The sequence below is a fragment of the Stenotrophomonas sp. WZN-1 genome (genome assembly GCF_002192255.1).
GTDB lineage: Bacteria > Pseudomonadota > Gammaproteobacteria > Xanthomonadales > Xanthomonadaceae > Stenotrophomonas.
Genome location: NZ_CP021768.1, coordinates 4,407,159 through 4,432,623 on the forward strand (window position 1 = coordinate 4,407,159; position 25,465 = coordinate 4,432,623).

13 protein-coding genes and 1 riboswitch are annotated in these 25,465 nt (G+C 67.2%); of the genes, 6 read left to right on the forward strand and 7 right to left on the reverse strand.

Annotated elements, in window-relative coordinates; translation table 11 throughout:
• Positions 1-38: 38 nt before the first annotated feature.
• Together CCR98_RS20565 and CCR98_RS20570 are read right to left on the reverse strand one after the other, a co-directional pair.
• The gene (locus tag CCR98_RS20565) at positions 39-1,700 is read right to left on the reverse strand and encodes an MFS transporter (protein WP_087924054.1); all 1,662 of its coding nucleotides are present in this window, start codon (positions 1,698-1,700) and stop codon (positions 39-41) included.
• 94 nt (positions 1,701-1,794) lie between these two features.
• The gene (locus CCR98_RS20570; protein WP_087924055.1) at positions 1,795-3,222 is read right to left on the reverse strand and encodes a DcaP family trimeric outer membrane transporter; all 1,428 of its coding nucleotides are present in this window, start codon (positions 3,220-3,222) and stop codon (positions 1,795-1,797) included.
• A 245-nt stretch (positions 3,223-3,467) separates the two neighbouring features.
• Here CCR98_RS20570 and acs point away from each other — a divergent pair, with 245 nt between their 5' ends.
• From acs to CCR98_RS20585, 3 genes are all read left to right on the forward strand, one after another.
• Positions 3,468-5,411, forward strand: a complete 1,944-nt coding sequence (acs, locus tag CCR98_RS20575; RefSeq protein WP_087924056.1) for an acetate--CoA ligase — start codon at positions 3,468-3,470, stop codon at positions 5,409-5,411.
• 121 nt (positions 5,412-5,532) lie between these two features.
• A complete protein-coding gene (locus tag CCR98_RS20580) occupies positions 5,533-6,198 on the forward strand; it encodes a response regulator transcription factor (RefSeq protein WP_006477308.1) in 666 nt (221 codons plus the stop codon).
• Between the two features lie 233 nt (positions 6,199-6,431).
• Positions 6,432-6,521, forward strand: a riboswitch (yybP-ykoY riboswitch).
• An 88-nt stretch (positions 6,522-6,609) separates the two neighbouring features.
• The gene (locus tag CCR98_RS20585) at positions 6,610-7,185 is read left to right on the forward strand and encodes a manganese efflux pump MntP family protein (protein ID WP_087924057.1); all 576 of its coding nucleotides are present in this window, start codon (positions 6,610-6,612) and stop codon (positions 7,183-7,185) included.
• Positions 7,186-7,224: 39 nt separating this feature from the next.
• Here the strand turns inward: CCR98_RS20585 and CCR98_RS20590 are convergent, their stop codons facing one another.
• Positions 7,225-10,671: a PAS domain-containing hybrid sensor histidine kinase/response regulator gene (locus tag CCR98_RS20590; protein WP_087924058.1), complete on the reverse strand. Its 3,447-nt coding sequence runs from the start codon at positions 10,669-10,671 to the stop codon at positions 7,225-7,227.
• A 135-nt stretch (positions 10,672-10,806) separates the two neighbouring features.
• Positions 10,807-12,954 carry a S46 family peptidase gene (locus CCR98_RS20595; RefSeq protein ID WP_087924059.1) on the reverse strand — a complete coding sequence of 716 codons (2,148 nt, stop codon included), beginning with the start codon at positions 12,952-12,954 and terminating at the stop codon, positions 10,807-10,809.
• Positions 12,955-13,080: 126 nt separating this feature from the next.
• On the opposite strand from CCR98_RS20595, the gene CCR98_RS20600 reads away from it, so the two are divergent.
• The 3 genes from CCR98_RS20600 to CCR98_RS20610 are packed head-to-tail and all read left to right on the forward strand — an operon-like array spanning position 13,081 to position 17,476.
• On the forward strand, positions 13,081-14,769 hold the full coding sequence (locus CCR98_RS20600) for a molecular chaperone HscC (RefSeq protein WP_087924060.1): 1,689 nt from the start codon (positions 13,081-13,083) through the stop codon (positions 14,767-14,769).
• Entirely contained in the window at positions 14,766-16,223 is a 1,458-nt protein-coding gene (locus tag CCR98_RS20605; protein WP_087924061.1) for a J domain-containing protein, read from the forward strand. The genes CCR98_RS20600 and CCR98_RS20605 overlap by 4 nt, the downstream gene beginning before the upstream one ends.
• Positions 16,220-17,476, forward strand: coding sequence for a heat-shock protein (locus CCR98_RS20610; protein ID WP_087924062.1), 1,257 nt, complete (start codon positions 16,220-16,222; stop codon positions 17,474-17,476). Before CCR98_RS20605 ends, CCR98_RS20610 begins: the two co-directional genes overlap by 4 nt.
• An 11-nt stretch (positions 17,477-17,487) precedes the next feature.
• Here the strand turns inward: CCR98_RS20610 and CCR98_RS20615 are convergent, their stop codons facing one another.
• The 3 genes from CCR98_RS20615 to glyS all read right to left on the reverse strand — a co-directional run bounded on the left by CCR98_RS20615 (position 17,488) and on the right by glyS (position 25,451).
• The gene (locus CCR98_RS20615) at positions 17,488-21,348 is read right to left on the reverse strand and encodes a translocation/assembly module TamB domain-containing protein (protein WP_087924063.1); all 3,861 of its coding nucleotides are present in this window, start codon (positions 21,346-21,348) and stop codon (positions 17,488-17,490) included.
• Positions 21,345-23,141 carry an autotransporter assembly complex family protein gene (locus CCR98_RS20620; RefSeq protein ID WP_087924064.1) on the reverse strand — a complete coding sequence of 599 codons (1,797 nt, stop codon included), beginning with the start codon at positions 23,139-23,141 and terminating at the stop codon, positions 21,345-21,347. The genes CCR98_RS20615 and CCR98_RS20620 overlap by 4 nt, the downstream gene beginning before the upstream one ends.
• 234 nt (positions 23,142-23,375) lie before the next feature.
• The gene (gene glyS, locus CCR98_RS20625; protein ID WP_087924065.1) at positions 23,376-25,451 is read right to left on the reverse strand and encodes a glycine--tRNA ligase subunit beta; all 2,076 of its coding nucleotides are present in this window, start codon (positions 25,449-25,451) and stop codon (positions 23,376-23,378) included.
• Between the last annotated feature and the right edge of the window lie 14 nt (positions 25,452-25,465).

Here is a 25,465-nt window from a genome sequence, read left to right on the forward strand (position 1 = left end):
GAAACCCGGCGGATGCCGACCGTTGGTCGGCACGCCGGTTATTTGGTGATATCCACGTCCTTGGTCTCGCGCAGGAACAGGCCACCAATCACCACCGACATCAATGCGATGATGATCGGATACCACAGGCCGTAGTACAGGTTGCCGGTACCGGCCACCAGCGCGAACGAGATCGCCGGCAGGAAGCCACCGAACCAGCCGTTGCCGATGTGGTACGGCAGCGACATCGAGGTGTAGCGGATGCGGGTCGGGAACAGTTCGACCAGGTAGGCGGCGATCGGGCCGTAGACCATGGTCACGTACAGCACCAGCAGCCACAGCATGAACACCGTGCCGGCGATGTTGATGCGTGCGCCATCGGCCTTGGCCGGGTAGCCGGCGGTGGTCAGGGCGGTCTTCAGTTCCGCACCGAACGCATCGGCCTTGGCCTTGCCCTCTTCCTTGGTCAGGCCGGCCGCCTCATACGAGGTGACGCTGGCGCTGCCCACGTTCACCATCGCCAGCGAACCGGCGGCGGCGGGTTGCACGTCATACGGCACACCGGCCTTGGTCAGCGCGGCGGTGGCCACGTCGCAGGAGCTGGTGAACTTGCGCAGGCCAACCGGATCGAACTGGAACGAGCAGGTGGCCGGATCGGCCACGACCAGGGCCGGCGAGCTGCTGCGGGCCTCTTCGATGGCCGGGTTGGCGAAGTGGGTCAGGCCCTTGAAGATCGGGATGTAGGTGACGGCGGCCAGCAGGCAGCCGGCCAGGATGATCTTCTTGCGGCCGATACGGTCGGACAGCCAGCCGAAGAAGATGAAGAACGGCACGCCCAGCGCCAGCGCGGCCGCGATCAGCAGGTAGGAGGTGGTGGCATCGACCTTCAGCATGCTGCTGAGGAAGAACAGCGCGTAGAACTGGCCGCCGTACCAGACCACCGCCTGGCCAGCCGCAGCACCCAGCAGGACCAGCAGCATCAGCTTCAGGTTGCCGCCCTTCAGGCTGTCACGGAACGGGGTCTTGGAACCCTTGCCCTCGGACTTCATCTGCTGGAACAGCGGCGATTCGCTCAGCTGCAGGCGGATCCACACGGACACGCCCAGCAGCAGGATCGAGACCAGGAACGGAATGCGCCAGCCCCAGGCTTCGAAGGCTTCGTTGCCGAGGAAGTAGCGGCAGGCCAGGATGATCAGCAGCGACATGAACAGGCCGAGCGTGGCGGTGCACTGGATGAAGCTGGTGTACAGGCCGCGCTTGTCGTCCGGCGCGTGCTCGGCCACGTAGGTGGCGGCACCGCCGTACTCACCGCCCATCGCCAGGCCCTGGGCCAGGCGCAGGATGATCAGGATCACCGGTGCGGCGAAGCCGATCGAGGCGTAGTTGGGCAGCACGCCGACCAGGAAGGTCGAGATGCCCATGATCAGGATGGTGACCAGGAAGGTGTACTTGCGGCCGATGCGGTCGCCAAGGCTGCCGAAGAAGGCTGCGCCGAACGGACGCACGAAGAAGCCGGCGGCGAACGCCAGCAGGGCGAAGATCATGCCCGTGGTTTCATTGACGCCACTGAAGAACTGCTTGGCGATGATGGCGGCGAGCGAGCCATACAGGAAGAAGTCATACCACTCGAACACCGTACCGAGGCTCGAGGCGAAGATGACTTTCTTGTGGCCCTTGGTCAGGGTGCCCGCTTTGTGTGCGGTGCTGGGTGTAGTGGACATGGGACGCTTCCCCTCCGAAGCAATCGTTGTTGGTGGGTGCCGACCTTGGTCGGCACTCAATCTCGGTAGGTGCCGACCGTTGGTCGGCGCTCGATCAGAAGCTGTACTTCGTGGTGAACTGCAACCGGGTGATGTCACCCTTGTTGCCGTTCTCCACTTCGCGACGGCCGTACATCAGCTCGGCGCCGATATCGACCTTGGGCAGCGGCGAGTAGAAGATGTTGCCGCGGATGCTCTGCACGCTCTTGGTCACCAGCGGGCCGAGGATGCTGTCGTTGTCGTAGTCGCTGCGCGCGTAGATCAGGTTGGTGCGCAGCTTCGGCGAGAACGCATGCCGCCAGCCCACGTAGCCGGCAAGCACGCCGGTCGGGTTGAGCTCGTCGCGGGCCACGTCGTAGGCACTGTCGGCGGTGATACCCAGGCCGATGTAGCGGGCGATGCCTTCGCCGCCGGTCAGCTGGTAGTGCAGCGAGTCGCTGTCACCCATCACCCACTTGCCGCCCAGGGTCAGGCCGCCGGCCACCTTGTCGGCCTTGGCGCCGGTGGCCTGGTTGTCAACCTTCAGCTGACGGACGATGCCGCCGACACCGAAGGTGCCCCAGTCGCCCTTCCAGCCGTAACGCATCGTCAGATCAGGCAGGCTGCCACGATCGGAGTTGGCGCTGGCATTGGTCCAGGCGCCGGTGACCGGGTTGCGGGTACCGGTGAGGGTGGTGGTTTCCGGGTTTTCCAGCGCGACGCTGAAGCCGCCCTGGGTGTAGCGCACCTGGGCCTGGCGCACGAAGATCACGCCGTCGGTGGGGCCGACGAAGTCGACCGCTTCCGGCAGTGCGGCCGCGTCCATGAAGTTGGACCAGGTCTGGCCGGCCATCCAGTTGTTCCAGTACATGTAGGCGTGGCGCAGGGTCACACCGTAGGTATTGGTCGCGGTCTGGTTGCCCAGCGAGTTGCCGAAGAAGTCCATTTCGAAGAACGCACCGGCCTTGTTGCCCGATTCGCTCACGTTGTCGATGCCCAGGTTGAAGCGCGAGAACTTGGCGTGGGCATTGAAGTCGGTGCCCGAACGCTTGCCGCTGCCGCCGGCGCCTTCCACCGGGGTCTGGCCCGGCAGGTACAGCGAACGGCCGGTGGCGTCGTCGGCCAGCTGGCCATCGCTGGTCTGGGTGGCCAGGAAATCGGCCTTGATGAAGCCGCCGATCTTGACCGTGGTACCCGGCGCCGCGCCCGGGGTGATGGTGGTGACCTGGATCGGCTGCTTGCCGGCCGGCACCCGTGCGACCGGCTTCTGCTCGGCCTGCACCGTGCGGACTTCGGTCACCGCCTGCTGGGTCTGGCTGATCTGGGTCTGCTGTTGTTGCTGCGAAGACAGCAGCAGCTGGACCTGGCGTTCCAGTTCGGCAACGCGTGCTTCCAGTGCCTTCTCTTTGGCGGTCTCTGCGAACGCCATGCCCGGTGCGACCAGGGCGACCAACAGGCAGGCCGCCAAAGGTTTGCGCACGGCTTTCAACGTACGGTGGCTCATGTTGCCCTCTCTCCCAAGTGGCAAGGTGATGCCGCGCGTGGGGCACGGTCGAGCCGAGACTGCGGGGCGTTCACGCACAGCGGCTATTCGCCATTGGTCGAACCCGGCCCTGCTGGGCGCTCACTTTCGACCATGGTCTAACCAGTGTGGTGACGCGGCCGGGGGTGGATGGGGCAAACTGAGGGGGATCGGTCGCTGCGATGCTGCGACCGCACATACAAAGTCAACGTGCAAGTGAGGGTGCCATGGCTGATATCTACCCCGTCGATCCGCAGTTCGCCGCCAAGGCACGCATCGACAAGACGTCGTACGAACAGCAGTACCAGGCTTCGGTGACCGACCCGGATGGTTTCTGGGGCAAGGCCGCCGAGCGCCTGCAATGGATGCGCAAGCCGACGAAGATCAAGAACGTCAGCTACGACCTGTCCGACTTCCACATCAAGTGGTTCGAAGATGGCGAGCTCAATGCCAGCGTGAACTGCCTGGATCGCCAGCTGGAAACGCGCGGCGACAAGACCGCCCTGCTGTTCGAGCCGGATGGCCCGGATGCACCGGCCCAGCACGTGACCTATCGCGAGCTGTACGAGCGCACCTGCCGCCTCGGCAATGCGCTGCGCAACCTCGGCGTCAAGAAGGGCGACCGGGTCACCATCTACCTGCCGATGATCGTCGACGCCGCCGTGGCCATGCTGGCCTGCGCACGCATCGGTGCGATCCACTCGGTGGTGTTCGGTGGCTTCGCACCGAACTCGATCGCCGACCGCGTCAGCGACTGCCAGAGCAAGCTGATCATCACCGCCGACGAAGGCCTGCGCGGTGGCCGCAGGATTCCGTTGAAGGCCAACGTCGATGCCGCGCTGAAGCTGCCCGGCACCAATACCGTGGAAACCGTGCTGGTGGTGCGCCACACCGGCGGCGCGGTGGACATGCAGGCGCCGCGCGACCGCTGGTTCCACGATGTGGTGGACAGCCAGCCGGCCACCTGCGAACCGGAACGCATGAACGCGGAAGACCCGCTGTTCATCCTCTACACCTCCGGTTCCACCGGCAAGCCGAAGGGCGTGCTGCACACCACCGGCGGCTATCTGCTGTACGCGGCCTACACCCATGAAGCGGTGTTCGACCTGCGCGAGGACGACATCTACTGGTGCACCGCCGACGTCGGCTGGGTCACCGGCCACAGCTACATCGTGTACGGGCCGCTGGCCAACGGCGCGACCTCGCTGATGTTCGAAGGCGTGCCGAACTACCCGGACACCTCGCGCTTCTGGAACGTCATCGACAAGCACAAGGTGACCATCTTCTACACCGCCCCGACCGCCATCCGTGCACTGATGCGCGAAGGCGAGGAGCCGGTGAAGAAGACCTCGCGCGCGACGCTGCGCCTGCTCGGCAGCGTCGGCGAGCCGATCAATCCGGAAGCCTGGCGCTGGTACTACGAAGTGGTCGGCGACAGCCGCTGCCCGATCGTCGATACCTGGTGGCAGACCGAAACCGGCGGCATCCTGATCTCGCCGCTGGCCGGCGCGATGGATCTGAAGCCGGGTTCGGCCACCCTGCCCTTCTTCGGCGTGCAGCCGGCGCTGGTCAATGCCGATGGCGAGATCCAGGACGGCCCGACCGAGGGCAACCTGATCATCCGCGATTCCTGGCCGGGCCAGATGCGCACGGTGTACGGCGACCACCAGCGTTTCATCGATACGTATTTCCGCACCTACCCGGGCAGCTACTTCACCGGTGACGGTTGCCGCCGCGACGAGGACGGCTACTACTGGATCACCGGTCGCGTCGACGACGTGATCAACGTGTCCGGCCACCGCATCGGCACCGCCGAAGTGGAAAGCGCGCTGGTCTCGCATCCGAAGGTGGCCGAAGCGGCCGTGGTCGGCTTCCCGCACGACGTGAAGGGCCAGGGCATCTACGCCTACGTCACCCTGGTGGCCGAAGAGGCGCCGAGCGATGAGCTGCACAAGGAGCTGATCGCGTGGGTGCGCAAGGAGATCGGCCCGATCGCCACGCCGGACCATCTGCAGTGGGCACCGGGCCTGCCGAAGACCCGCTCGGGCAAGATCATGCGCCGCATCCTGCGCAAGATCGCCGAGAACGCGCCGGACCAGCTCGGCGACACCTCGACCCTGGCCGATCCGTCCGTGGTGGCGTCGCTGGTGGACGAGCGCAAGGTGCGCTGATGGCGTGACTGCAGGCGCAGGACGCGCCAGGGACGTGGCCGGGAGGAGGGACCCGGCCGTGTCCGACCCGTCCTGCACCTGCCATCACGTCGCTCTTTTTCCTGATCGATAAGCTCGACCCATGACCACCCTCCTGATTGCCGATGACCACCCGCTGTTCCGCGAAGCCCTGCGTGGGGCGGTGCAGCGGGTCATCCCCGGCGTGCAGCTGTTCGAGGCCGACAGCGTGGAAGCGCTGTATGCACTGGCCGACCAGCACAACGACGCCGACCTGGTCCTGATGGATCTCAACATGCCCGGTGCGCAGGGTTTCAACGCGCTGGTGCACATGCGCTCGCTGCACCCGCACCTGCCGGTGGTGGTGGTGTCCGCGCGCGAGGAAGCCACGGTGATGCGCCGCGCGCTCGACCACGGCGCGCTGGGCTTCATTCCGAAATCCGCCGACTCGGACACCATCGGCCATGCACTGGGCACCATCCTTGATGGCGAGACCTGGGCTCCGCCGGAAGCGCACAACGTGCCGCCCACCGGCAGCGAAGAACGCGAAGTCGGCCAGCGCCTGCGTGAGCTGACGCCGCAGCAGTTCCGCGTTTTGCAGATGCTGGGCGCTGGTCGCTTGAACAAGCAGATCGCCTACGACCTCAACGTCTCCGAAGCGACGATCAAGGCCCACGTCACCGCCATCCTGCGCAAGCTGGGCGTGACCAACCGCACCCAGGCCGTGCTGATGGCCGGCAAGCTGGCCATCGACGACGACGCCATCGTGCTGCCGCCGGAAGAAGACTGAAGGTAGTGCCGGCCGCCGGCCGGCAATCGCCTTCAGTTCCTGAAATCACCCGAAACCGCTTCGGTAGGTGCCAAGCTTGCTTGGCACGCTCTCGCCGTTGCGCATGCCGGCCAGCGGCCGGCACTACTCGGCACCGCTGCGCTCTCGATATAGCCATCGCTATACAAACCAGCCCTGCCTGCGCATTTCGCTGGAAATGCGCCACGCGCGAATCGCGGTGCTAAGCTTCGCGTCCCCTTGGGGAGTAGCCGGATTCCTTCGCAGGAATCGTCCACGTCAACATACTCGGCCAGTGCGCCGTGGCGTGGACAACCATGATGGTTGGCGAGACCAGCGGCCCGCGCGCGCAACGTCAGGTTGGGCGCGAGCGCAGGCCGTGCGTCCGTCCTAGCCCGACCTCAGCCGCTGCCCATGTCCCCCATTTCGATCCTCCTGATCGGCTTTGCCATGTCCACCGATGCCTTCGCCGCTGCAATCGGCAAGGGCGCGGCCATGCGCAAGCCGGTGTTCCGCGACGCACTGCGTGCCGGCATCATCTTTGGCGTCATCGAGGCGATCACGCCCATCATCGGCTGGCTGCTCGGCCGTGCCGCCCTGCAGTACGTCGAAGCCTTCGACCACTGGATCGCGTTCGGCCTGCTCGGCGCGCTGGGCATCCACATGATCTACAACGGCCTGCGCCCGGACAGCGCCGAGGACGATGAAGATCCCTCGCAGCACCACGGCTTCTGGAAGCTGGCGCTGACCGGCTTCGCCACCAGCATCGATGCGATGGCGGTGGGTATCGGCCTGGCCTTCATGGACGTGCATATCGGCGTGATGGCTGCGGTGATCGGCCTGTGCACGCTGAGCATGGTCACCGTCGGCATCATGCTCGGCCGCGTGCTGGGCAGCATGGTCGGCAAGCGTGCCGAGATCATCGGCGGCGTGATCCTGGTGATCATCGGTGCGACGATCCTGTACGAACACCTGCACGGCGTGGGGTAACACATCCGCGATTACGTGGTTGCCGGCCGGCGGCCGGCACTACTGGGCGTCGCGCAGCGCGCCCAGGAAGGCGCGCAGCGAGGCCGGCTTGATCGGCTTGGTCAGCACGCGGTAGCCCCGTTCACGCGCCATCCGCTTCAGCTCGTCGCGGCCATCGGCGGTCAGCAGCGCGCCCGGCAGCGGGTAACCGGCGGCTTCGCGCAGCGCCACCAGCGCATCCAGGCCGTCCATGCGGTCGTGCAGGTGGTAATCCACCAGCATCACCTGTGGGTGCTCGGCGATCTTCTCCAGCGCCTGGTCGACGGTGGCCGCAGTGATCACCTGCACCTGCCAACGACCGAGCAGTGCGCGCATGCCGTCGAGGATCTCCTCGTCGTTGTCCACGCACAGCACGCGCAGGCCCGCCAGCGAATCGCTGCGCACCGGCGCGGCGACAGCCTGTACCGGCGCGGCCAGTTCGGTGTAGCCCGGCAGGGGCGCCACCCGCGGCAGGATGATCGAGAACATCGAGCCCTTGCCAACCCGGCTGCGCGCGTTCAACCGATGGTCGAGCAGGCGCGAAATGCGCTGGCAGATCGACAACCCCAGTCCCAGCCCCTGCTCACCCCAGTCGAACGGCTGCTGGTAGCGGTGGAACTCGTCGAAGATCTGCCGCATGTGGTGCTCGGGAATGCCGGGCCCGGTATCCCAGACCTGCAGCTCCACTTCGTCGCCGCGCTGGCGCACGGCCAGCACGATGCGACCCTGGCGGGTATAGCGCAGCGCGTTGGCCAGGAAGTTCTGCAGCACGCGGCGCAGCAGGCGGCGGTCACTGCGTACCCATGCCGGGCGCGCGAACAGGTCCAGGCGCAGGCCACGGCCAGCGGCAACCGGGGTGTACTGGGCGGCCAGCTCGCGCATCAACGCGCTCACGTCGAACTCGCCGATCACCGGGTGCAGGCCGCCGGCATCCAGCCGCGATACATCCAGCAGGCCATCGAGCAGTTCTTCGGCCGCGCGCAGCGACGCGTCCACGCGCTCGGCCAGGTGCTTCTGCTCGTCGCTCACGTGATCACTGTCGCGCAGTGCCGAAGCGAACAGGCGTGCTGCGTTCAGCGGCTGCAGCACGTCGTGGCTGATCGCCGCCAGGAAGCGCGTCTTCGACTGCTGCGCGACCTCGGCCTCGTGGGAGCGCTCGGCCACGCGCTGTTCCAGCGTTTCGTTGGCTTCCAGCAGTGCTTTCTCCGCGTGCTTGTAGTCGGTGATGTCGTTGTAGCTGGTCACGTAGCCGCCACCGGGCAGCGCCTGGCCGCGCATCTCGATCACCTTGCCGTCGCTGCGGGTACGCTCGAACACGTGCGGTGAACCAGCGCGCATGTAGCCGATGCGGCGGTTGATCTGCACCTCGATATCACCCTCGCCCAGCTCGCCGCGCTCGGCGTTGTAGCGGATCAGGTCGGCCACCGGGCGGCCCACGTAGAGCATGCCGTCGGGATAGCCGAACATGTCCTGGTAGCGACGATTCCACGCCGTCAGCCGCATGTCCGGATCGACCACGCTGACACCGGCGCTGATGTTCTCCAGCGTGGTCGACAGGATCTCGCGATTGAAGCGCAGTTCCTGTCCGGCTTCGTCCAGCACCGCCACCACTTCGCCCAGATCCATGCCCGAGCCGCGCAGCAGGCTGGTCAGCAGCAGGCGTGCCGATGCCGCACCGATCGAGGCGGCCAGCAGGCGCTCGGTGAACTGTACCCACGGCCGGTCCGCAGGCGCCGAGGATTGCAGCTCGCGGCCCAGCGACTGCGCCTGCTCGAAGAACGAACGCCGCGCATGGCGCTCGCCCACCACGCGCGAGGCCAGCGCCAGCAGGTCGCCCACGTGCACATGGCCCGGCCAGCCACCGGCCACCGACGGGCGCTCGGCATACGGGTCGAGGAACGGTGCGGCACGCAGCCGCTCATCGACGCCGGGGCGCCAGCGTGCGGACACCAGCATCATCGTCGCCGCATTGACCAGCAGCGACCAGAACGTGCCGTGGGTCAGCGGGTCCCAGCCGGTCATCCCGAACAGCTGCTGCGGGCGCAGCCACTCGATGCCGAATGGACCGTGCTGCACCCAGGCGGCATCGACCCAGCCGGCCATGGTCATCGCTGGCAGCAGCAAGGTGTACAGCCAGGTGGCGAAGCCCAGCAGCATGCCCACCTCGACGCCGCGCCGGCTGGCGCCGCGCCAGTACAGGCCGCCAATCAGGCCGGGTGCGAACTGCGCCACCGCTGCGAACGCCATCAGGCCATACGAGGCCAGCGTGCTGTCGTTGCTGCTGGTGCGGTAGTAGCTGTACGCCATCAGCGCCAGCAGCAGGATCGCCAGGCGGCGGATCCACAGCACGCGCGAGGCGACGTCGGCGGCCTCCTGGTGGTCACCGCTCCGACGCAGCAGCACCGGCATCACCAGGTCGTTGCTGACCATGGTGGCCAGCGCGATCGACGACACGATGACCATGCCGGTGGCCGCCGAGAAGCCGCCCACATAGGCGATCAGCGCCAGCGCGTTGCGGCCCTCGGCCAGTGGCAGGGCCAGCACCATCGAGTCGTCGGCGACGCTGCCGCCGGTGCCGAACAGGGTCACGCCGGCGGTGGCGATCGGCAGCACCATGCCCGAGATCAGCACCAGGTAGCCACCGAACATCCAGCGCGCGCGGCGCACGTCGCGCACGTCACCGCACTCGACCACAGCCACGTGGAACTGCCGCGGCAGGCAGATGATGGCGAGGAAACTGAGCAGGGTCTGCGAAATGAAGCCCACCGGCGGCAGGCCGGTGAACAGCGTATGCACCGACTCGACCACTGCATCGGTGCGGTTGCTCAGCCACAGGTAGGCGAACACGCCCACGGCCAGCATCGCCAGCAGCTTGATCACCGATTCGAAGGCGATCGCCAGCATCATGCCGTGATGGTGCTCGGTGGCATCGACCTGGCGGGTACCGAACAGGGTGGCGAACAATGCCATCAGCAGCGCCACGTACAGCGCGGGATCGGTGAAGAAGCCGGTCGGGCCGGTGTTGCCGGTCAGCACCTGCAGGCTCATCGCCACCGCTTTGTACTGCAGGGCCAGGTACGGAATGATGCCGATCAGCGCGATGATCGCCACCAGCGCCGCCAGCCTCCGCGAACGGCCGAAGCGCGAGGAGATGAAATCGGCGATGGACACCACGTTCTGGCTGCGCGCGATCAGCGCCAGGCGTTCGATGATGCGCCAGCCGAACAGCAACAACAGCAGCGGGCCTATGTAGATCGGCAGGTAGCCCACGCCGTTGCGCACGGCGGTGCCGACCGCGCCGTAGAAGGTCCACGACGAGCAGTACACGGCCAGCGCCAAGCTGTAGACCACCGGCCGCAGCCAGGGTCTATCCGGATACATCGGTCGACGGTCACCCCACCACGCCACGCCGAACAGCAGCGCGGCATAGGCAACCGAGACCAGCAGCAGGATCCAGCTGGAGACCACGCGTGCGTTTCCGTCGGAAGAACCCGCAGTGTAGGCCAGGCGTGGCCGGGGGTGCGGGCTCGTTGGGGGCAACCACCCCCACCAAGGTGGGGGCCTACGCGGAGCGGGCCACGACCGTTGGTCGTGGCCGGCTTCTTACTGGGCCGGTACGCCCATTTCCTTCAGCAGTTCCGGTGCCGGGTAGACCTTGGCCAGCAGCCAGCGCAGGTAGCGCATGTCCACGTGCACGGCGCGCTTGTAGCGCGGGTCGAACCACCAGCTGGCGCTGACCGACTCCCAGTTGCTGTCGAAGTTCAGGCCGATCAGTTCGCCCTTGGCGTTGAGCACCGGCGAGCCGGAGTTGCCGCCGGTGGTATCCAGGTTGGTCAGGAAGTTGACCGTCTGGGTCTCCAGCGCCGGATCGGCGGTGCTGCCGAAATCACCCTTGGCGATCGCCGCCAGCAGCGGCTTGGGGGCATCGAACGGATAGGCGTTGGTGTTCTTCTCGACGATGCCGGCCACGGTGGTCACCGGCGAGTAGGTCACGCCGTCGCGCGGATGCAGCGCTTCGACCTTGCCGTAGCTGATGCGCAGCGTGCGGTTGGCATCCGGGTACACCGCACGGCCCTGCTTGGCACGCCAGGCGAACAGCGCCTGCATGTAGGCCGGGCGCAGGCGCAGCTGCTCGCCTTCGCGGGTCTTGCTCTCGTTCTCGATGCGCAGCTGCGCGGCCACCAGCGGGCCGGCCACGGCGATCAGCGGATCGGTGGCCAGTGCCTTGCCTTCGCGGGCCGCAGCGAAGCGGGACAGGCGCTGCGCCTCCTCACCCAGCTGGGTACCGGCATACAGGGTGTCCAGCGCCGCGGCCAGCTGCTGCGGGGTACGGCCGAAGGCGGCGTCGAACTCGGCCACGCGCTGCGCGTCCGGCAGCTGCTGGTAGCGGGTCAGCAGGGTGCTCAGCAGCGCCTTCTCGACTTCCGGCGCGTAGCGGCGCTGGACCTGCTTGAGCACGCCTTCGATCATCGCCTGGTCGCGCTGCTGGTAGCCGCTCTCGCGCTGTGCGTCCGGCTTGGCCGATTCGATGCGCAGGCGCTCCAGCAGCAGTGCCGAGCGCAGCAGCTGGCTCTGTGCGGCCATCTGCTCCAGCAGCAGGTCGCGCTCACCCACCGCCGCACCCTGCGACAGGTTGGCCAGCAGCGCCTTGATGTCGCCCTGGTACTTGCGGTCGGTGGCGGCCAGCATCGCCGTCTCGTCGGCGGCACGCTGGGCCTTGGCGTCGCTGCGCAGCAGGCCTTCCAGCTCACCGGCAGCGCGCTTGCGGTTGTTCTTCAGCGACTGCAGCTGCGAGGCGTAGCGGGTACGCGCCTGCGCATCCTTGGCGCTGGCCGCCTCGATGGTGTCGATCATCTGCTGGAACACCGACACGCGGCGCGGCAGCACGGTATCGATCTGGCCAGCGAATTCGGCGGCGGTGCGGTGGCGGTAGGTGATGCCCGGGTAACCGGCCAGCATCGCGTAGTCGCCTTCCTTCGGCCCTTCCACCGACATCTGCAGGTGCGCCGGCGCCTGGTAGGGCACGTTGTCCTTGCTGTACGCGGCCGGCTTGCCGTCCTTGCCCACGTAAGCGCGCAGCAGGGTGAAGTCGCCGGTGTGGCGCGGCCACATGAAGTTGTCGATCTCATCGCCGTAATTGCCGATCGCACGCGGCGGCGCGTAGACCAGGCGCACGTCGCTCAGCTCCAGCTGGGCGATGCGGTAGAAGTCAGTGCCGTAGTACATGTTGGCCACCGAGCAGCGCACGCTGCCGTCCTTCTCGCACTCGGCCACGATCTGCTTGCTGGCCGCATCCACGGCATCGAAGTAGGCACGGCCGGTCTTGCCACGGGCCTGCGCCAGCACCTGGTCGGTCACCTTGTCGAAGCCGACGGTGACCAGCACGCGGAAGTCCGGGTTGGCCGGGCGCTCGTCGGCACGGTCCCTGGCGATGAAGCCACCATTGATCAGGTCGTGCTCGGGCGAGCTGTTGTACTGGATCACGCCCATCGCCACGTGGTGGTTGGTCAGCAGCAGGCCGTCGCTGGACACGAACGATCCGGTGCCACCACCGGCACGCACCACTGCGCTCAGCGGCGGCGCGGTGACGTTGGCCAGGTCGGCCGGATTGCCCTTGAAGCCCGCGGCCTGCAGCGGCTTGACCAGCTCCGGCAGCTGGGTCGGCATCCACATGCCTTCATCGGCATGGGCGCCGGCGGCGAGGGTCAGGCCCAGGGCCAGGGCGGTGGGAAGGGCTTTGCGTGGTGACATGAGGCAATCCGGTACGACAGAACAGCCCGGGACCATAGCCCGTGGGGCGCTGTCGGGCAACGCCCGATAGTCAGGCCTGCGCCGCGCTCCTAGAATTGCCGTTTTCTGCACATCGGACGTTCGCAGATGATCGTCGGCATCGATCTTGGCACCACCCATTCCCTCATCGGCATGCACACGGCAGCGGGGCCGCAGCTGTTCCCCAATGCCCATGGCGAGCTGTTGACCCCTTCGGTGGTCAGCCTCGTCGATGGCGCCGTGCTGGTCGGCCAGCCGGCCCGTGACCGCCTGGTCAGCCATCCGCAGCAGACCGTGGCCCATTTCAAGCGCTGGATGGGCAGCGACCGTGAGACCCGGCTGGGTGAGCGCAGCTTCCGTCCTGAGGAACTCTCGGCCATGGTGCTGCGCTCGCTGCTGGCCGACGCCGAGGCCGCCCTGGGCCACAAGGTGGAGGAAGCGGTGATCAGCGTGCCGGCCTACTTCTCCGATGCCCAGCGCAAGGCCACCCGTGCCGCCGGCGAGCTGGCCGGCATCCGTGTCGAGCGCCTGATCAATGAACCCACGGCCGCCGCGCTGGCCTATGGCCTGCAGGAACGTGACGGCGAAGGCCGCGTGCTGGTGCTGGACCTGGGCGGTGGCACCTTCGACGTCTCCATCCTGGAATTGTTCGACGGCGTGGTCGAAGTGCATGCCAGCGCCGGCGACAATTTCCTGGGCGGCGAGGACTTCCTGCAGGTACTCGTGCAGGCCTTCCATGCCGACCAGGGCACGTCTGCCAGCGACCTGTCCGCTGCCGAACAGGCGCAGCTGCTGCGTCGGCTGGAACTGTTCAAGCGCGAACTCAGCCAGAGCGGCGCTGCCAGCCTGCAGTTGCCCCTGACCGGCCGCGAACGCCAGTGGCAGCTGGATGAGGCACGCTACGCGCAGCTCTGTGAGCCGCTGCTGCTGCGCATGCGGACGCCCATCGAGCGCGCGATCCGCGACGCCCGGCTCAAGCCCGAAGCGCTGGACGACATCATTCTGGTCGGCGGTGCGGTACGCATGCCGATGGTCAGCAAGCTGGCGACCCGGATGTTCGGCCGGCTGCCACTGCGCCACGTCCATCCGGACCAGGCGATTGCATTGGGTGCCGCCGTTGCCGCCGGACTGAAGGCGCGCGACGAATCGCTGCGCGAGGTCGTGCTGACCGATGTCTGCCCCTACACGCTGGGCACGCAGGTGTCCCGCCAGGATGCTTCCGGTGGCGAGCGCAGCGGCTATTTCCACCCGATCATCCAGCGCAACAGCGTGGTGCCGGTCAGCCGCGAGGATCGCTTTTTCCCGCTGCACGAGCGGCAAAGTGCCATCCGCATCGACGTGTTCCAGGGCGAGAGCCCGACGGTGGATCGCAACATCAAGCTCGGTGAGCTGAGCGTGCCGCTGACCCATTCCGTCCCGATGCAGGAGCGCAGCGTCACCGCCCGCTTTACCTACGACGTGAACGGGCTGCTGCAGGTCGAAGTCACCGAGGACGCTACCGGTAGGCGCCACGAGCTCATCCTGGAGCAGAACCCCGGGCTGCTGTCACCCGAAGAAATCCAGCAGCGCCTGCGGGTGCTGGAAGCATTGAAGATCCACCCGCGCGACGCTCAGCCCAATCTGGCCGTGATTGCCCGCACCGAGCGCCTCTACGAGGAACGCATCCATCACCGCGAACAATTGCAGTCATGGCTGAGCAGCTTCCGCCATGTGCTGGAAAGCCAGGATGCCGTCGCCGTCGAGCGTCATCGCCAGCAGCTGGATGAGGCACTCGATGCCCTCGAGCGCGATGCATGAGCTGGGCACTGCATGTCCTGGAGCTGGACGAGACGGCTGACGAGCGCGCGATCAAGCGCGCCTACGCAAAGCGCCTGCGGGTGACGCGCCCCGACGAGGATCCCATCGCCTTCCAGCGCCTGCATGAGGCCTATCAGGCGGCATTGGACTGGGCCCGCCAGGATCCTCTGGCCGATACCGCGAGCGAGGCCGAACCGGCAGAGCATGCAGCCGACATCACACCTTGGCCGTACGACGCCGACGCGGCCTCGACGCCGCCCGGGACACGTTCGTACTCGCCTCCATTGCCACCCCGCGGCACGCCGGTGCTGCTGCGCACAGCACCGGTGGTGGAGCTGGAGGGTGTGGTCCACGTATCGGGCCATGCGCAGACGATCCTGCGCATGGCCCATCTGTCTTCCCCTGAAGACTTCGGGCCATGGCTGGAGGCCACGCCGGTCCTGTGGTCGCTGCGCTACAAGCCATTGGTGGGCGACGCACTGCTGGACGAACTGGCGCGCAGTCGCGATGGCATCAGCGCCGCCAACATGGATCTGCTGGCACGTTGTTTCGGCTGGGACGATGTTCACGACGGCCTGGATGCGGACAGGCTGATATCGATCCGATCGCGCGGTCATCGACGCTGGGCCGTCGAGACCGGCAATGCGGCGGAGCTGTCAGCGCAGCTTGAACAGGAGGGCAGCCTGCGGCTGGGGAAGATCACGGTCAGCCGTTGCCTGCGCTACCTGTCGCTACCATGGAACCCGTGGCGATCCCTCTGGCAGGCGCAGTTGCCCGAACACATCAATGAAGTCAACGCACTGCTGGATGCCATCGAGTCGGGGGGAAGGGAGCAGGTACCCGAGGCATGGCATCCGCAGCAGATCCTGTTCTGGCGAAGTCTTGCCGACGTCTCCCGGCCCAACCGGTGGCGCTGGCAGGTGAACGCGCTGCGTGGCGTGCTGCTGGGCGTCTGCAGCCTGTTGTTCTTTGGTGGAATCGCAGTTGTCTCGTTGGTCCAGGGAAAGGCGGGCGAAACCACGATGTTCGTCCAGCTGGGGGCGCTCTTGGGCCTGCTGCTGGCGGTGACGGGAGTGCTGTGGGTTCCTGTTCGCTGGGCGCTGCGCCAACTTACGCTTGACCTCACTCATCAGCGTGCAGGTCTGCTGCTGGCCCTACCGGCGCCGTTGATGGCGATCGGCAGCCTGGTTCTTGTCCATGGCCTGGGCCACCGCATGGAAGGTACGCTCCTGATCTTCATGGCACTGCCCTTGGCGACTGCGCGCCTGTGGCGACGCGTCGGTGCCCGGATGCGGTTCGGAATCCGCCACGCCGTGTTCATGGTGCTTGCCATGCTGATCGCCGAAGCAGGCATCGTTCTCACCCTGCTGCAGTGGGGCGCCGAGTTCGTGCATCGCGCGCGCCGTCACGCGCCGATTGACCGGCGCCCGCCGGCCTCTGGAAACACTGTGTGAACCGGGCACTGGACGCTCTCGGGCTCGACGCCAGCGCCGACGAACGGGCGATCAAGCGCGCCTACGCGCAGAAACTGCGCATGGCGCGCCCGGACGAACACCCGGTGGCATTCCAAGCGCTGCACGAGGCTTACCAGGAAGCGCTGCGGTGGGTACGCAACCACGCGCAATGGCAGGAGGAAAACAGTGCAGAAGCGCTGACGACCACGCCTGCAGACAACAGCCGACCCGAGCCACCGGCGCCGTACGACAGCCATTCGCCGATGGACCACATGCCGGTGCTGCATCATCCATGCACGTTCGACACCGACATGCCGGACGATGTAGTGGAGCAGCCATTGAGCCTGTCCCGGTTTGCGCGCCTGCTGATCAACACCGCGACCGATGCCGACCCAGCCAGCTTCGAGCGCTGGCTGGCCCATCGTCCGGAGCTGTGGTCCTTGGCCGACAGGCCACGCATCGGCGACGTGGTACTGCAGCAGCTGCTGCACCAGGGCGGGCCCCTGTGCGAGTCCAACTTCGATCTGCTCAGCCGGTATTTCTGCTGGGATGAGATCCGGGGTGATATCGATCCCTACCGGGTGCGTGCACGACGCAGCCAGCTGCATCGCCACTGGCTGCTGCAGCCGCGCAACCACGCGGCCCTCACCGAAGCACTGGATCGACCGCAGGATCGCGTGTCCGCACAGGAAGCCCATGCCCGCATGGAACGCTTGACCCGACCCTGGCACTGGCTGGAATCGATGCTGTCGGCTTGCGTGCCCGGGCGCGCAGGCACCATGCGGCGCACGATGCAGCATCTGGGGGTGCACACCGTCCGCGACACGCTGGCGCCACTGGACGCAGATCAGATCGCCTTCTGGATGGCGATCTCGCAGCCCAGGCACTTCAGTCTCCTGAAGATGCAGGTGGCGATTGTTCGCTGCCTGCTGGGCGCAATGATCGTGCTGGCGGTTCTGGCGGTTCTGGCGGTTCTGGCACTGCTGGGTGATGCCGCGCGACCGCTTGCGATCAGCACGTCCGGCATGAAACGCGTGGCAATCCATGCCTCGGTGGTCATCGTGGCCGGCGTCGTCATGCTGGCGACCTTCGTGGGATGGACTCCATCGCGAACGGCGTCCGCGCCAGCGCCCGTCGAACCACCGTCGCCGCCTGATGCACTCGGCATGCTCACGCACGGGCCTCGTCCGCGCAGGCCAGCCCCCTCCTTCGCCGTCGTCAGCCAGATGGACCCCGGCACAGAGGGCGGTTGAGTGGCGGCGGGTTACTTCTCCCGCCGCCAGTTGATCGACCCACGGTTTTCCACCGTGCTCGACTCCACTTCCACATCGAAGCCGCGACGCAGCAGGTACTTCAGCGTGATCACCGAACCGGCACCGACCAGCGACACGCCGTAGCCGACGTACAGCTTGGGCGAAATGTACTTGCCGACGCCGATCACCGAGCCCCCCAGCGCGCGCGACTGGCTCACGCCGGCATCGTCCAGGCCCAGCTTGGCGCCCAGCTGCGAGGCCAGCAGGCCACTGCCTGCAGAGAGTGCCGCCGAGGCCGCATTGACCTGCTGCGTCTGGTCGCTGCTGGCACCGGTCAGGCTGCGTCCCAGCACCAGATAGGCCAGTGCCTCGGACTGCGACATCGCCGGATCGGACCACACGTCCGCGCGCGGCTGCTGCGCACGCCCGGTCACGTCGATGCCGGCGGTGACATCACCGATCCGGCGCTCGGCACGGATGTTGATGCGCGGGTCGGACACCGCGTTGTAGTTCCAGGTGAGGTTGCCGCGGGTGATGGTCAGGTCCTGCCCATACGCCTTGTAGCGACCACTCACTTCCAGCCCGCCATTGGCGGTCATCTCGCGGCCGGGCTTGGCCCAGACCTGCATCTTGCCGGTCAGTGCACCCTTCAGGCCGAAGCCGGTCATCTTCACCTTGTCACCGAGGCTGACCGTCAGGTCCATGTCCAGCGGCGAGGTGCGTGACTCTTCCGGATCAGCCGGGTCGAGCACCACCACGTCTTCGGACACCGAGGTGCCACGGTCCAGGCGCTCCAGGTCGATGTCGGCCTCGGGCACGTGCACGGTGCCACGCAACTCCATCGCGGCCTTGGCCAGGGTGAAGTCGAGGTTGGGATTGGCGACGATGCGCAGTTCGCTGGTGTTGGACAGCAGCACGTTCTCGCCATGGATCTTCAGCTGCAGCGGCTGTGCATCGCCGAACCACGACAGGCCACCGTCGACATACAGCGTGCCTTGGCCCGAGTTGGCCTGCGCGGTGATCTTGGCCGAACCGTCGGGCTGGGCCACAAAGCTGCCCTTGCCCTGGTCGAAGGTCAGGCCCAGCGCCGGGAATTCACCCTTGAAGTTGCTCAGCTGCGCGTCGCCGCCCAGCGACGGCTGCCCGCGCGTACCGCGCAGGCTGACGTGGCCTTCGATCAGGCCGGTCGGGCGCACGATGTCCGGCGAGAACAGCTCCAGCCAGTACAGCCGCGACATGTTGAGATAGAGCTCTCCGTTCAGCGGTGCGCTGGCTTCCCAGCCGGTCTGCATCCTGGCGTCGACGAAGCCGTTGCCCTGGAAGCCCATGCCCAGATAGCCCTTGATGCTGGCCGGGGTCATGTCCAGCTTCAGCGAGAACTGGTCATAGCGCACCAGCTCGCCACGGGTGGTGTCGCCCACGGTGTTGCGGTTCTCGCCCAGGCGCACACCACCTTCCTTCGAGCGCACTTCCACATGGCCTTCCCAGGCGTTGCCGCGTGGGCGGATCTGCGCATCCAGGCTGACATCGCCGCGCAGGTAGATGCGGCGGCCGGACTGCGGCGGCAACCACGGCTGCACCAGCGCCAGCGGCAGCGCATCACTGCGCACCACCAGGCCCTCGCGCGGCCAGTTCGCCTGTGCACACAGTGCACCGCTGCTGGCGGCGGCCAGGCAGGCTTCGGACAGCGTGTAGGTGCTGCCGTTGATTGCGAACGCCGCCGGTGCACGCAGCGACCAGGCATCGCCCTTCACCGGTGCGATGCGCAGCGATGCCAGCTCGCCACGCCACTGCGCCCCCTGCTGGCGCACGCTGCCCTGCAGCTCGATCGCGCCCATCTCGTTGCGGGTCTGCGCCGCCAGGCGCAGGTTGGAGACACTGCCCTGCGCATCCACATTCAAGCGTTCCAGCAGCATGCCAGCGTTGACCTGCTGGCCCTGCACCGCCAGCGTGCCGCTGTCGCCGCGCCAGGGCAGGTGGCCCTTGATGCTCACGCTCTCGGCGCCGTAGCCGTCCCAGTTGAGGTTGTTGCCGACCAGGTCGGCGGTGATGTCCGGCGCATCGCGCGGGCCCTTCACCTGCACCTGGCCACGCAGGCCACCATCGGCGCCCGGCAGCAGGTCGCTCAGCTGCAGCGGCTCGAAACGCGCATCGATGTCGAGGCGGTCACCGACCTTGCCCGAGGCGGTCACCCGGCTGCTGCCCAGCGACAGCTTCAGATCGCCCTGGCCCTGCGCACCCTGCAGCGCGAACTTGCCCTGGGCGTCGAGGTTGCGCTGGCGCAGCATGCCCTTCAGCGAGGGCAGGTCCACCGTGGCTTCCAGCGTTCCGGCGGTGCCCGGTGCGGCATTGGCCGGCGGCGGCAGCTGGCGGCCCTTGGAGGCCAGGTTGCCGGACAGGCGGCCGTTCCAGCCCGGCACGAAATAGCCGGGGTCGAAATCCTTCAGCGTGGCCTTGGCGTCCCAGTCCAGCTGCGGCGCCCAGGCCACCTGGCCCTCCACCTGCAGCTGCCCACCCGGTGTCTGCGCCTGCAGCTGGTGGATCGACGCGGCCTGGTCGTTGCCGCGCACGTCGAAGCGCAGCTGCGCCTTCTGCGCATCACGCTCCACCTCGGCGCGGCCGATCGCGGCCCAGGCCTTCAACGTGCCGGCCAGGCCGAAGCGTGCTTCCTTCAAGGTCACCGGCACCGGTGCGCTGCCGGCGGTGTTGGGATCGGGCACCGGCACATAGGTCAGGTCCCGCGCGACCACCGAGAAGTTGAGCTTCTGCTGGTCTTCCTGGCTGAAATCAGCGGTGCCCTCCAGGCGGGCTTCGCCACCGAGGCCCTTCACCAGCAGCGGTGAAACCTTCAGCACCTGGTCCTGCAGCGACACCACCGACGGTGCCAGTTCCAGTTCCTGGTCGCCCTGCTTCACCTTGCCACGCAGGTTGGCGTTGCCGCCCTTGCCGGCGGCGGTGAAGTCCAATGCCAGCGGCGCGATCGCCGAGCTGGCCAATGCCGGCGACAGCAGCGCCAGATCCAGCTCGTCGCTGCGCACGCTGGCGCTCCAGCTCGGGTCGGTGCGGCCATCGAACACCAGCATCGCGTGCAGCGGCTTCGGCGCACGCCCGGCCACCGCTACTTCCATGTGCGACAGGTCACCACGGGCGACCAGGCCAAGCGTCGCTGCGGTACGGCCACGCGGCGCCGGCAGCACTGCCGTCACCGTCACGTCGGTGTCGTAGTCCTTGGCCGGGATGTAGCGGCCCTGGGCGGTGAAATCGCCCATGTCGCTGTCCACGACCAGTTTGTGCGCCTGGAACTCGCCGTTGGCGATCTCGATGCCGCCACGCACGCGGCTGATGTCGATCACCGGTTCGTTGGCCTGGCTGATGCGGAAACCGTCGATGGCGATGGCATCGGCCTGGATCGCCAGCGGCATCTCGATCTGCGGCAGCGAATCAGGCCACGACGGCAGCTTGAACGGCTCGTCACTCTTGGCCAGGTTCAACGTCGCGTTGGTCAGCTCCAGCTTGTCCAGCAGCAGCTTGCGGCCCAGCAGCGGGCGCAGGTCCGGCTCCAGGTGCGCCCGCTCGGCGTGGAAGTGGATGTCGTCGTAGCGGAAGTCGACGTTGTACAGGGTCAGCGGACCGGCCACCGGGCCGTCCACCTTGTCCCAGGTGAAACTGGCGCCCACCGGCAGCCGCGCCACCACCTGTGCCAGCAGCACATCGCGGCCGGCCACGGTCTGCAGCAGCCAGTACACCGCCAGCAAGGCCAGCAGCACCAGGCCGATCACGCCGGCGCCGGACCACGCCCAGAAGCGGCGACGGCGATAGAAGCGCACGCGCGGCGGCGGCGGCGTGTTCGGGATCGGTGCGGGCGTGCTCACAGGTCCGCTCCGATGTTCAGATACAGCTGGAACTGCGAATCCGGGTTGTTCAGGCCATGCGCCACGTCGATGCGCACCGGGCCCACCGGCGATTTCCAGCGCACGCCGAAGCCAACGCCGGTATGCAGGTCGATGGTGTTGTCGAAGGCGCTGCCGGTATCGACGAACACCGCCGCGCCCCAGGGGCCGCCGTTGAAATAGTGCTCGTACTCGGCCGAGCCGATCACCAGGTTCTTGGCGCCCAGCGCGTACTTGTCCGGTGCCGGTGTGCGCGGACCGACCTCGCGGTAGGCATAGCCACGGATGCTGCGGTCACCACCGGCGAAGTAGCGCAGGCTGGGCGGCATCGCCACCAGATCGCTGGTCCAGGTGGTGCCACCCTCGCCACGCAGGATCAGGCGATTGCTTTCACCCACCGGGATGTACCAGCGCAACACGGCGTTGGCCTGCACGAAGCTGGTATCCGAGCCGGCGCCTTCGACGCCGGCACGCATCGTCGCGGTGCCGCTGATGCCCTTGCGTGGGAACATCTCGTCGTCGACGTTGACGTAGTCGGCAACCATCTGCGGGTACACCAGCGTCGAGGTGTTGTAGACGGCGTCGGTGAATTCGGTGCCGGAGGCATAGCGCCAGCGCTCGCGCAGCGCGTTGACCGAGGCGATCGCGGTCCAGTGCTCGTTGATCTCGCCGCTGCGGCTGGCAATCAGCTTGAAGTTGCGCAGGTCTATGTAGTCGGTCTGCTCGTCGTATGCGCTGGCGGCGAAGGTGTACCAGCCATCGAGCCAGTTGAAGGCCGGGATGCGGTAGCTGGTGACCAGGCTCTTGCGCTTCTGCGCATAGTCCAGCTGCGTGTTCATCTTGTGGCCGCGGTTGTTCAGGAAGCGCCGCTCGATGCCACCGCGCACACCCGGGCCGCTCTCGCTGCCGTAGCTCAGGCCGGCGGTGTAGATCGTGCGCTTGGCCCGGGTCAGCTTCACGTCCACCGGCACATCGCCGTTCTCGTCGGCCTGGTCCGGCCGCGGCTGGATGTCGATCACGCTGAAGTAGTCCAGCTTGGTCAGCGACTGCCGCAGGCGGTCCAGCTTGCCCTCGTGGTAGTAGCTGCCCTGGTCCCAGTACACCAGCGGATCGAACAGCTTGTCGACGAAGTAGTCCTGTTCGAAACGCACCGGGCCCATGTTGTAGCGGCGGCCGCTGTCCCAGGTCAGGTCGATGTCGGCGGCATTGTCGGCGCGGGTGATCTGCACCTGGCGCTGGGTGTAGTCGGCATCGAAGTAGCCGCGCTCGGCCAGGCGCCGGGTGATGGTGATCTTGCTGGCTTCGTACTGGGTGTGCTCGAAGCGCTGGCCCTTGCGCGGCTTGAACGCGGCCAGGTCGTCCTGCAGGTACTGGTCGTACATCGCCGGGCCGGTGATGTCGATGTGCTCGCGGCGCACGGTCACCGGGGTGCCCTTGTCGACGTGGATCAGCACGCGCACGTGCTCGTCCTGGCGCGGCGCCTCGACCTTGATCACCGGGTTGTAGTACCCGAACGGTTCCAGTGCCTGGCGGGTCTGCCGCTCGGCCTGTGACAGCAGGTATTCCAGGCGCGATTCGCCCTGTTCCTTGCCGATCGTGTCGTACAGCGACAGCGATTCCTGGATGTTCTCGATGATTGCGGCGTCGTCGCCCTTGTCCAATCCCTTGATGTCCACCTTGTCGATGGTGCCGCGCGCGTGGGCCACGGAAGTGGCGGCGAGCGACAGGACCATCAGCGGCAGGGCGTATTTCTTTGGCTGCATGCGGCACAGCATACCGACCGGAGGTGACGATGCGAAATGCATCACGTCATTCGGGATCGGTTGTTAAGTGGCGGTCAAAATACGCGCCTTTGTGGCGATCATCGTGAATGCAGGCGAGGATGCCGGCATCGTGCGCGATGCCGGCGATGACCCCGATGGACATCCGCCGGCGATTCGGTGCGCGGGGGCAATGCCGGCCAGCGGCCGGCACTGCCGGTGGGTGCCAAGCTTGCTTGGCACCATATATCAGCTCGACAGATGCTCGATCGCCGCGACCTTGCCCAAGCGCTCGCCCAGCATCGTCAGCAGCGCCAGGCGGTTGCCACGCAGCGCCGGATCTTCCGCATTGACCATCACGCCATCGAAGAACGCGTCGACCTGCGGGCGCAGGCGCGCCAGGCGTGCCAGCACCGCCACATAGTCCTTGTGCTGCAGGCTGGCGCCGGTGTCGTCGATGGCTGCGGTGACCGCTTCGGCCAGCGCGCGTTCGGCATCTTCCTGCAGCAGCGCCGGGTCGATCTGGGCCGGAATGTCGCCCTCCGCCTTGCGCAGGATGTTGCGGATGCGCTTGTTGGCTGCGGCCAGCGCCTCGGCTTCCGGCAGCGCGGCGAAAGTGCCGATCGCATCCAAGCGGCGGTCGAAGTCGTACAGCGAGGCCGGCTTCAGCTCGGCCACCGCATTGAAGTGCGTGGCCGGCACGCCCTTGTCGGCGTAGTAGCCCTTCAGGCGGTCGAGGATGAAGTCGTACAGCTCGCCTACGTCGGCCTGCACGTTGCGCGCGGCCAGGCCGGCGTTGGCGCTGGCCAGCAGCGCGCGCAGGTCCAGCTCGAAGCCGCTTTCGATGATCGTGCGGGCCAGGCCCAGCGCGTTGCGGCGCAGGGCGAACGGGTCCTTGTTGCCGGTCGGCTTCAGGCCTGCGGCGAAGCCACCGGCCAGCGTGTCGACGCGCTCGGCAATCGCCAGCACCTTGCCCAGCGGCGACAGCGCGATGTCATCACCGCCGAAGCGCGGCTGGTAGGCCTCGTCGATGGCCAGCGCGACCTCGGCCGATTCGCCACCAGCCACGGCGTAGTGGCGACCGGCGATGCCCTGCAGCTCCGGGAACTCATTGACCATGCGCGACTGCAGGTCGTTCTTGGCCAGCTCGGCAGCCCGCTTGGCCTGCGCCGGATCGGCGCCGACCTGGGGGGCGATCACTTCAGCCAGGGCGGCCACCCGCGCTACCTTGTCGGCCACGCTGCCCAGCTTGGCCTGGTAGGTCACCGTCTTCAGGCCCTCGCCCATCGACACCAGGCCCTGCTTCAGGTCCTCGTCGAAGAAGAACTTGGCATCGGCGAAGCGCGGGCGGATCACGCGCTCGTAGCCCTTGGCCACTTCGGCCACGTCCTTCGATTCGATGTTGGCGATGCCGATGAACTTCTCGGTCAGGGTGCCGGCGGCATCCAGCACCGGGAAGAACTTCTGGTTGATCTCCATCGTCTCGATCAGCGCTTCCTGCGGCACCGCCAGGAACGCGCGCTCGAAGCTGCACAGCACTGCCGACGGCCACTCGACCAGGTTCACCACCTGCTCCAGGTTGTCTTCGGTGATGCGGGCGCTGCCACCGGCCTTGGCCGCAGCGGCCTCGACCTCGGCGACGATCCGCGCACGGCGCTCGCGCGGGTCGACCAGCACGAACGCGGCGCGCAGGGCTTCAACGTAGTCCTGCGGCTGCGCCAGCGACACGGCCTGGTCGTGGTGGAAACGATGGCCGCGGCTGACACGGCCGGCCTGCAGGCCGAACAGCTCGGCCTCGACCACGTTGGCACCGTGCAGCAGCACCAGCCAGTGCGCCGGACGCGCAAAGCCCCAGGCGTGGTCGCCCCAGCGCATCGGCTTGGGAATCGGCATCGCCGCGATCGCCTCGCGCAGGATCTCGGGCAGCAGGCTGGCGGTGCTCGCGCCCGGGGTCACCGCGCGGTGCACGAAGCGCTCACCCTTGTTGTCGGTGGTCTTCTCCAGCGCGGTCCAGTCGATCCCGGCCTTGGCGGCGAAGCCCTGCAGGGCCTTGGTCGGCTGGCCTTCGGCGTCCAGCGCGATGTTCAGGTACGGGCCCAGCACTTCGCTGTGCTGTTCCGGCTGCTCCAGGCCGACGCCCGGCAGCAGCACGGCCAGGCGGCGCGGGGTCGACAGCGGGCGCGCATCGCCCAATTCCAGCGCGACGCCGCGCTTGCGCAGGCCTTCGACAACACCGTCGAAGAACGCCTGGGCCAAGCCCGGCAGCGCCTTGACCGGCAGCTCCTCGGTGCCCAGTTCGATCAGCAGGGGGGACAGTTGGCTCATCGGTTCGATCCTGT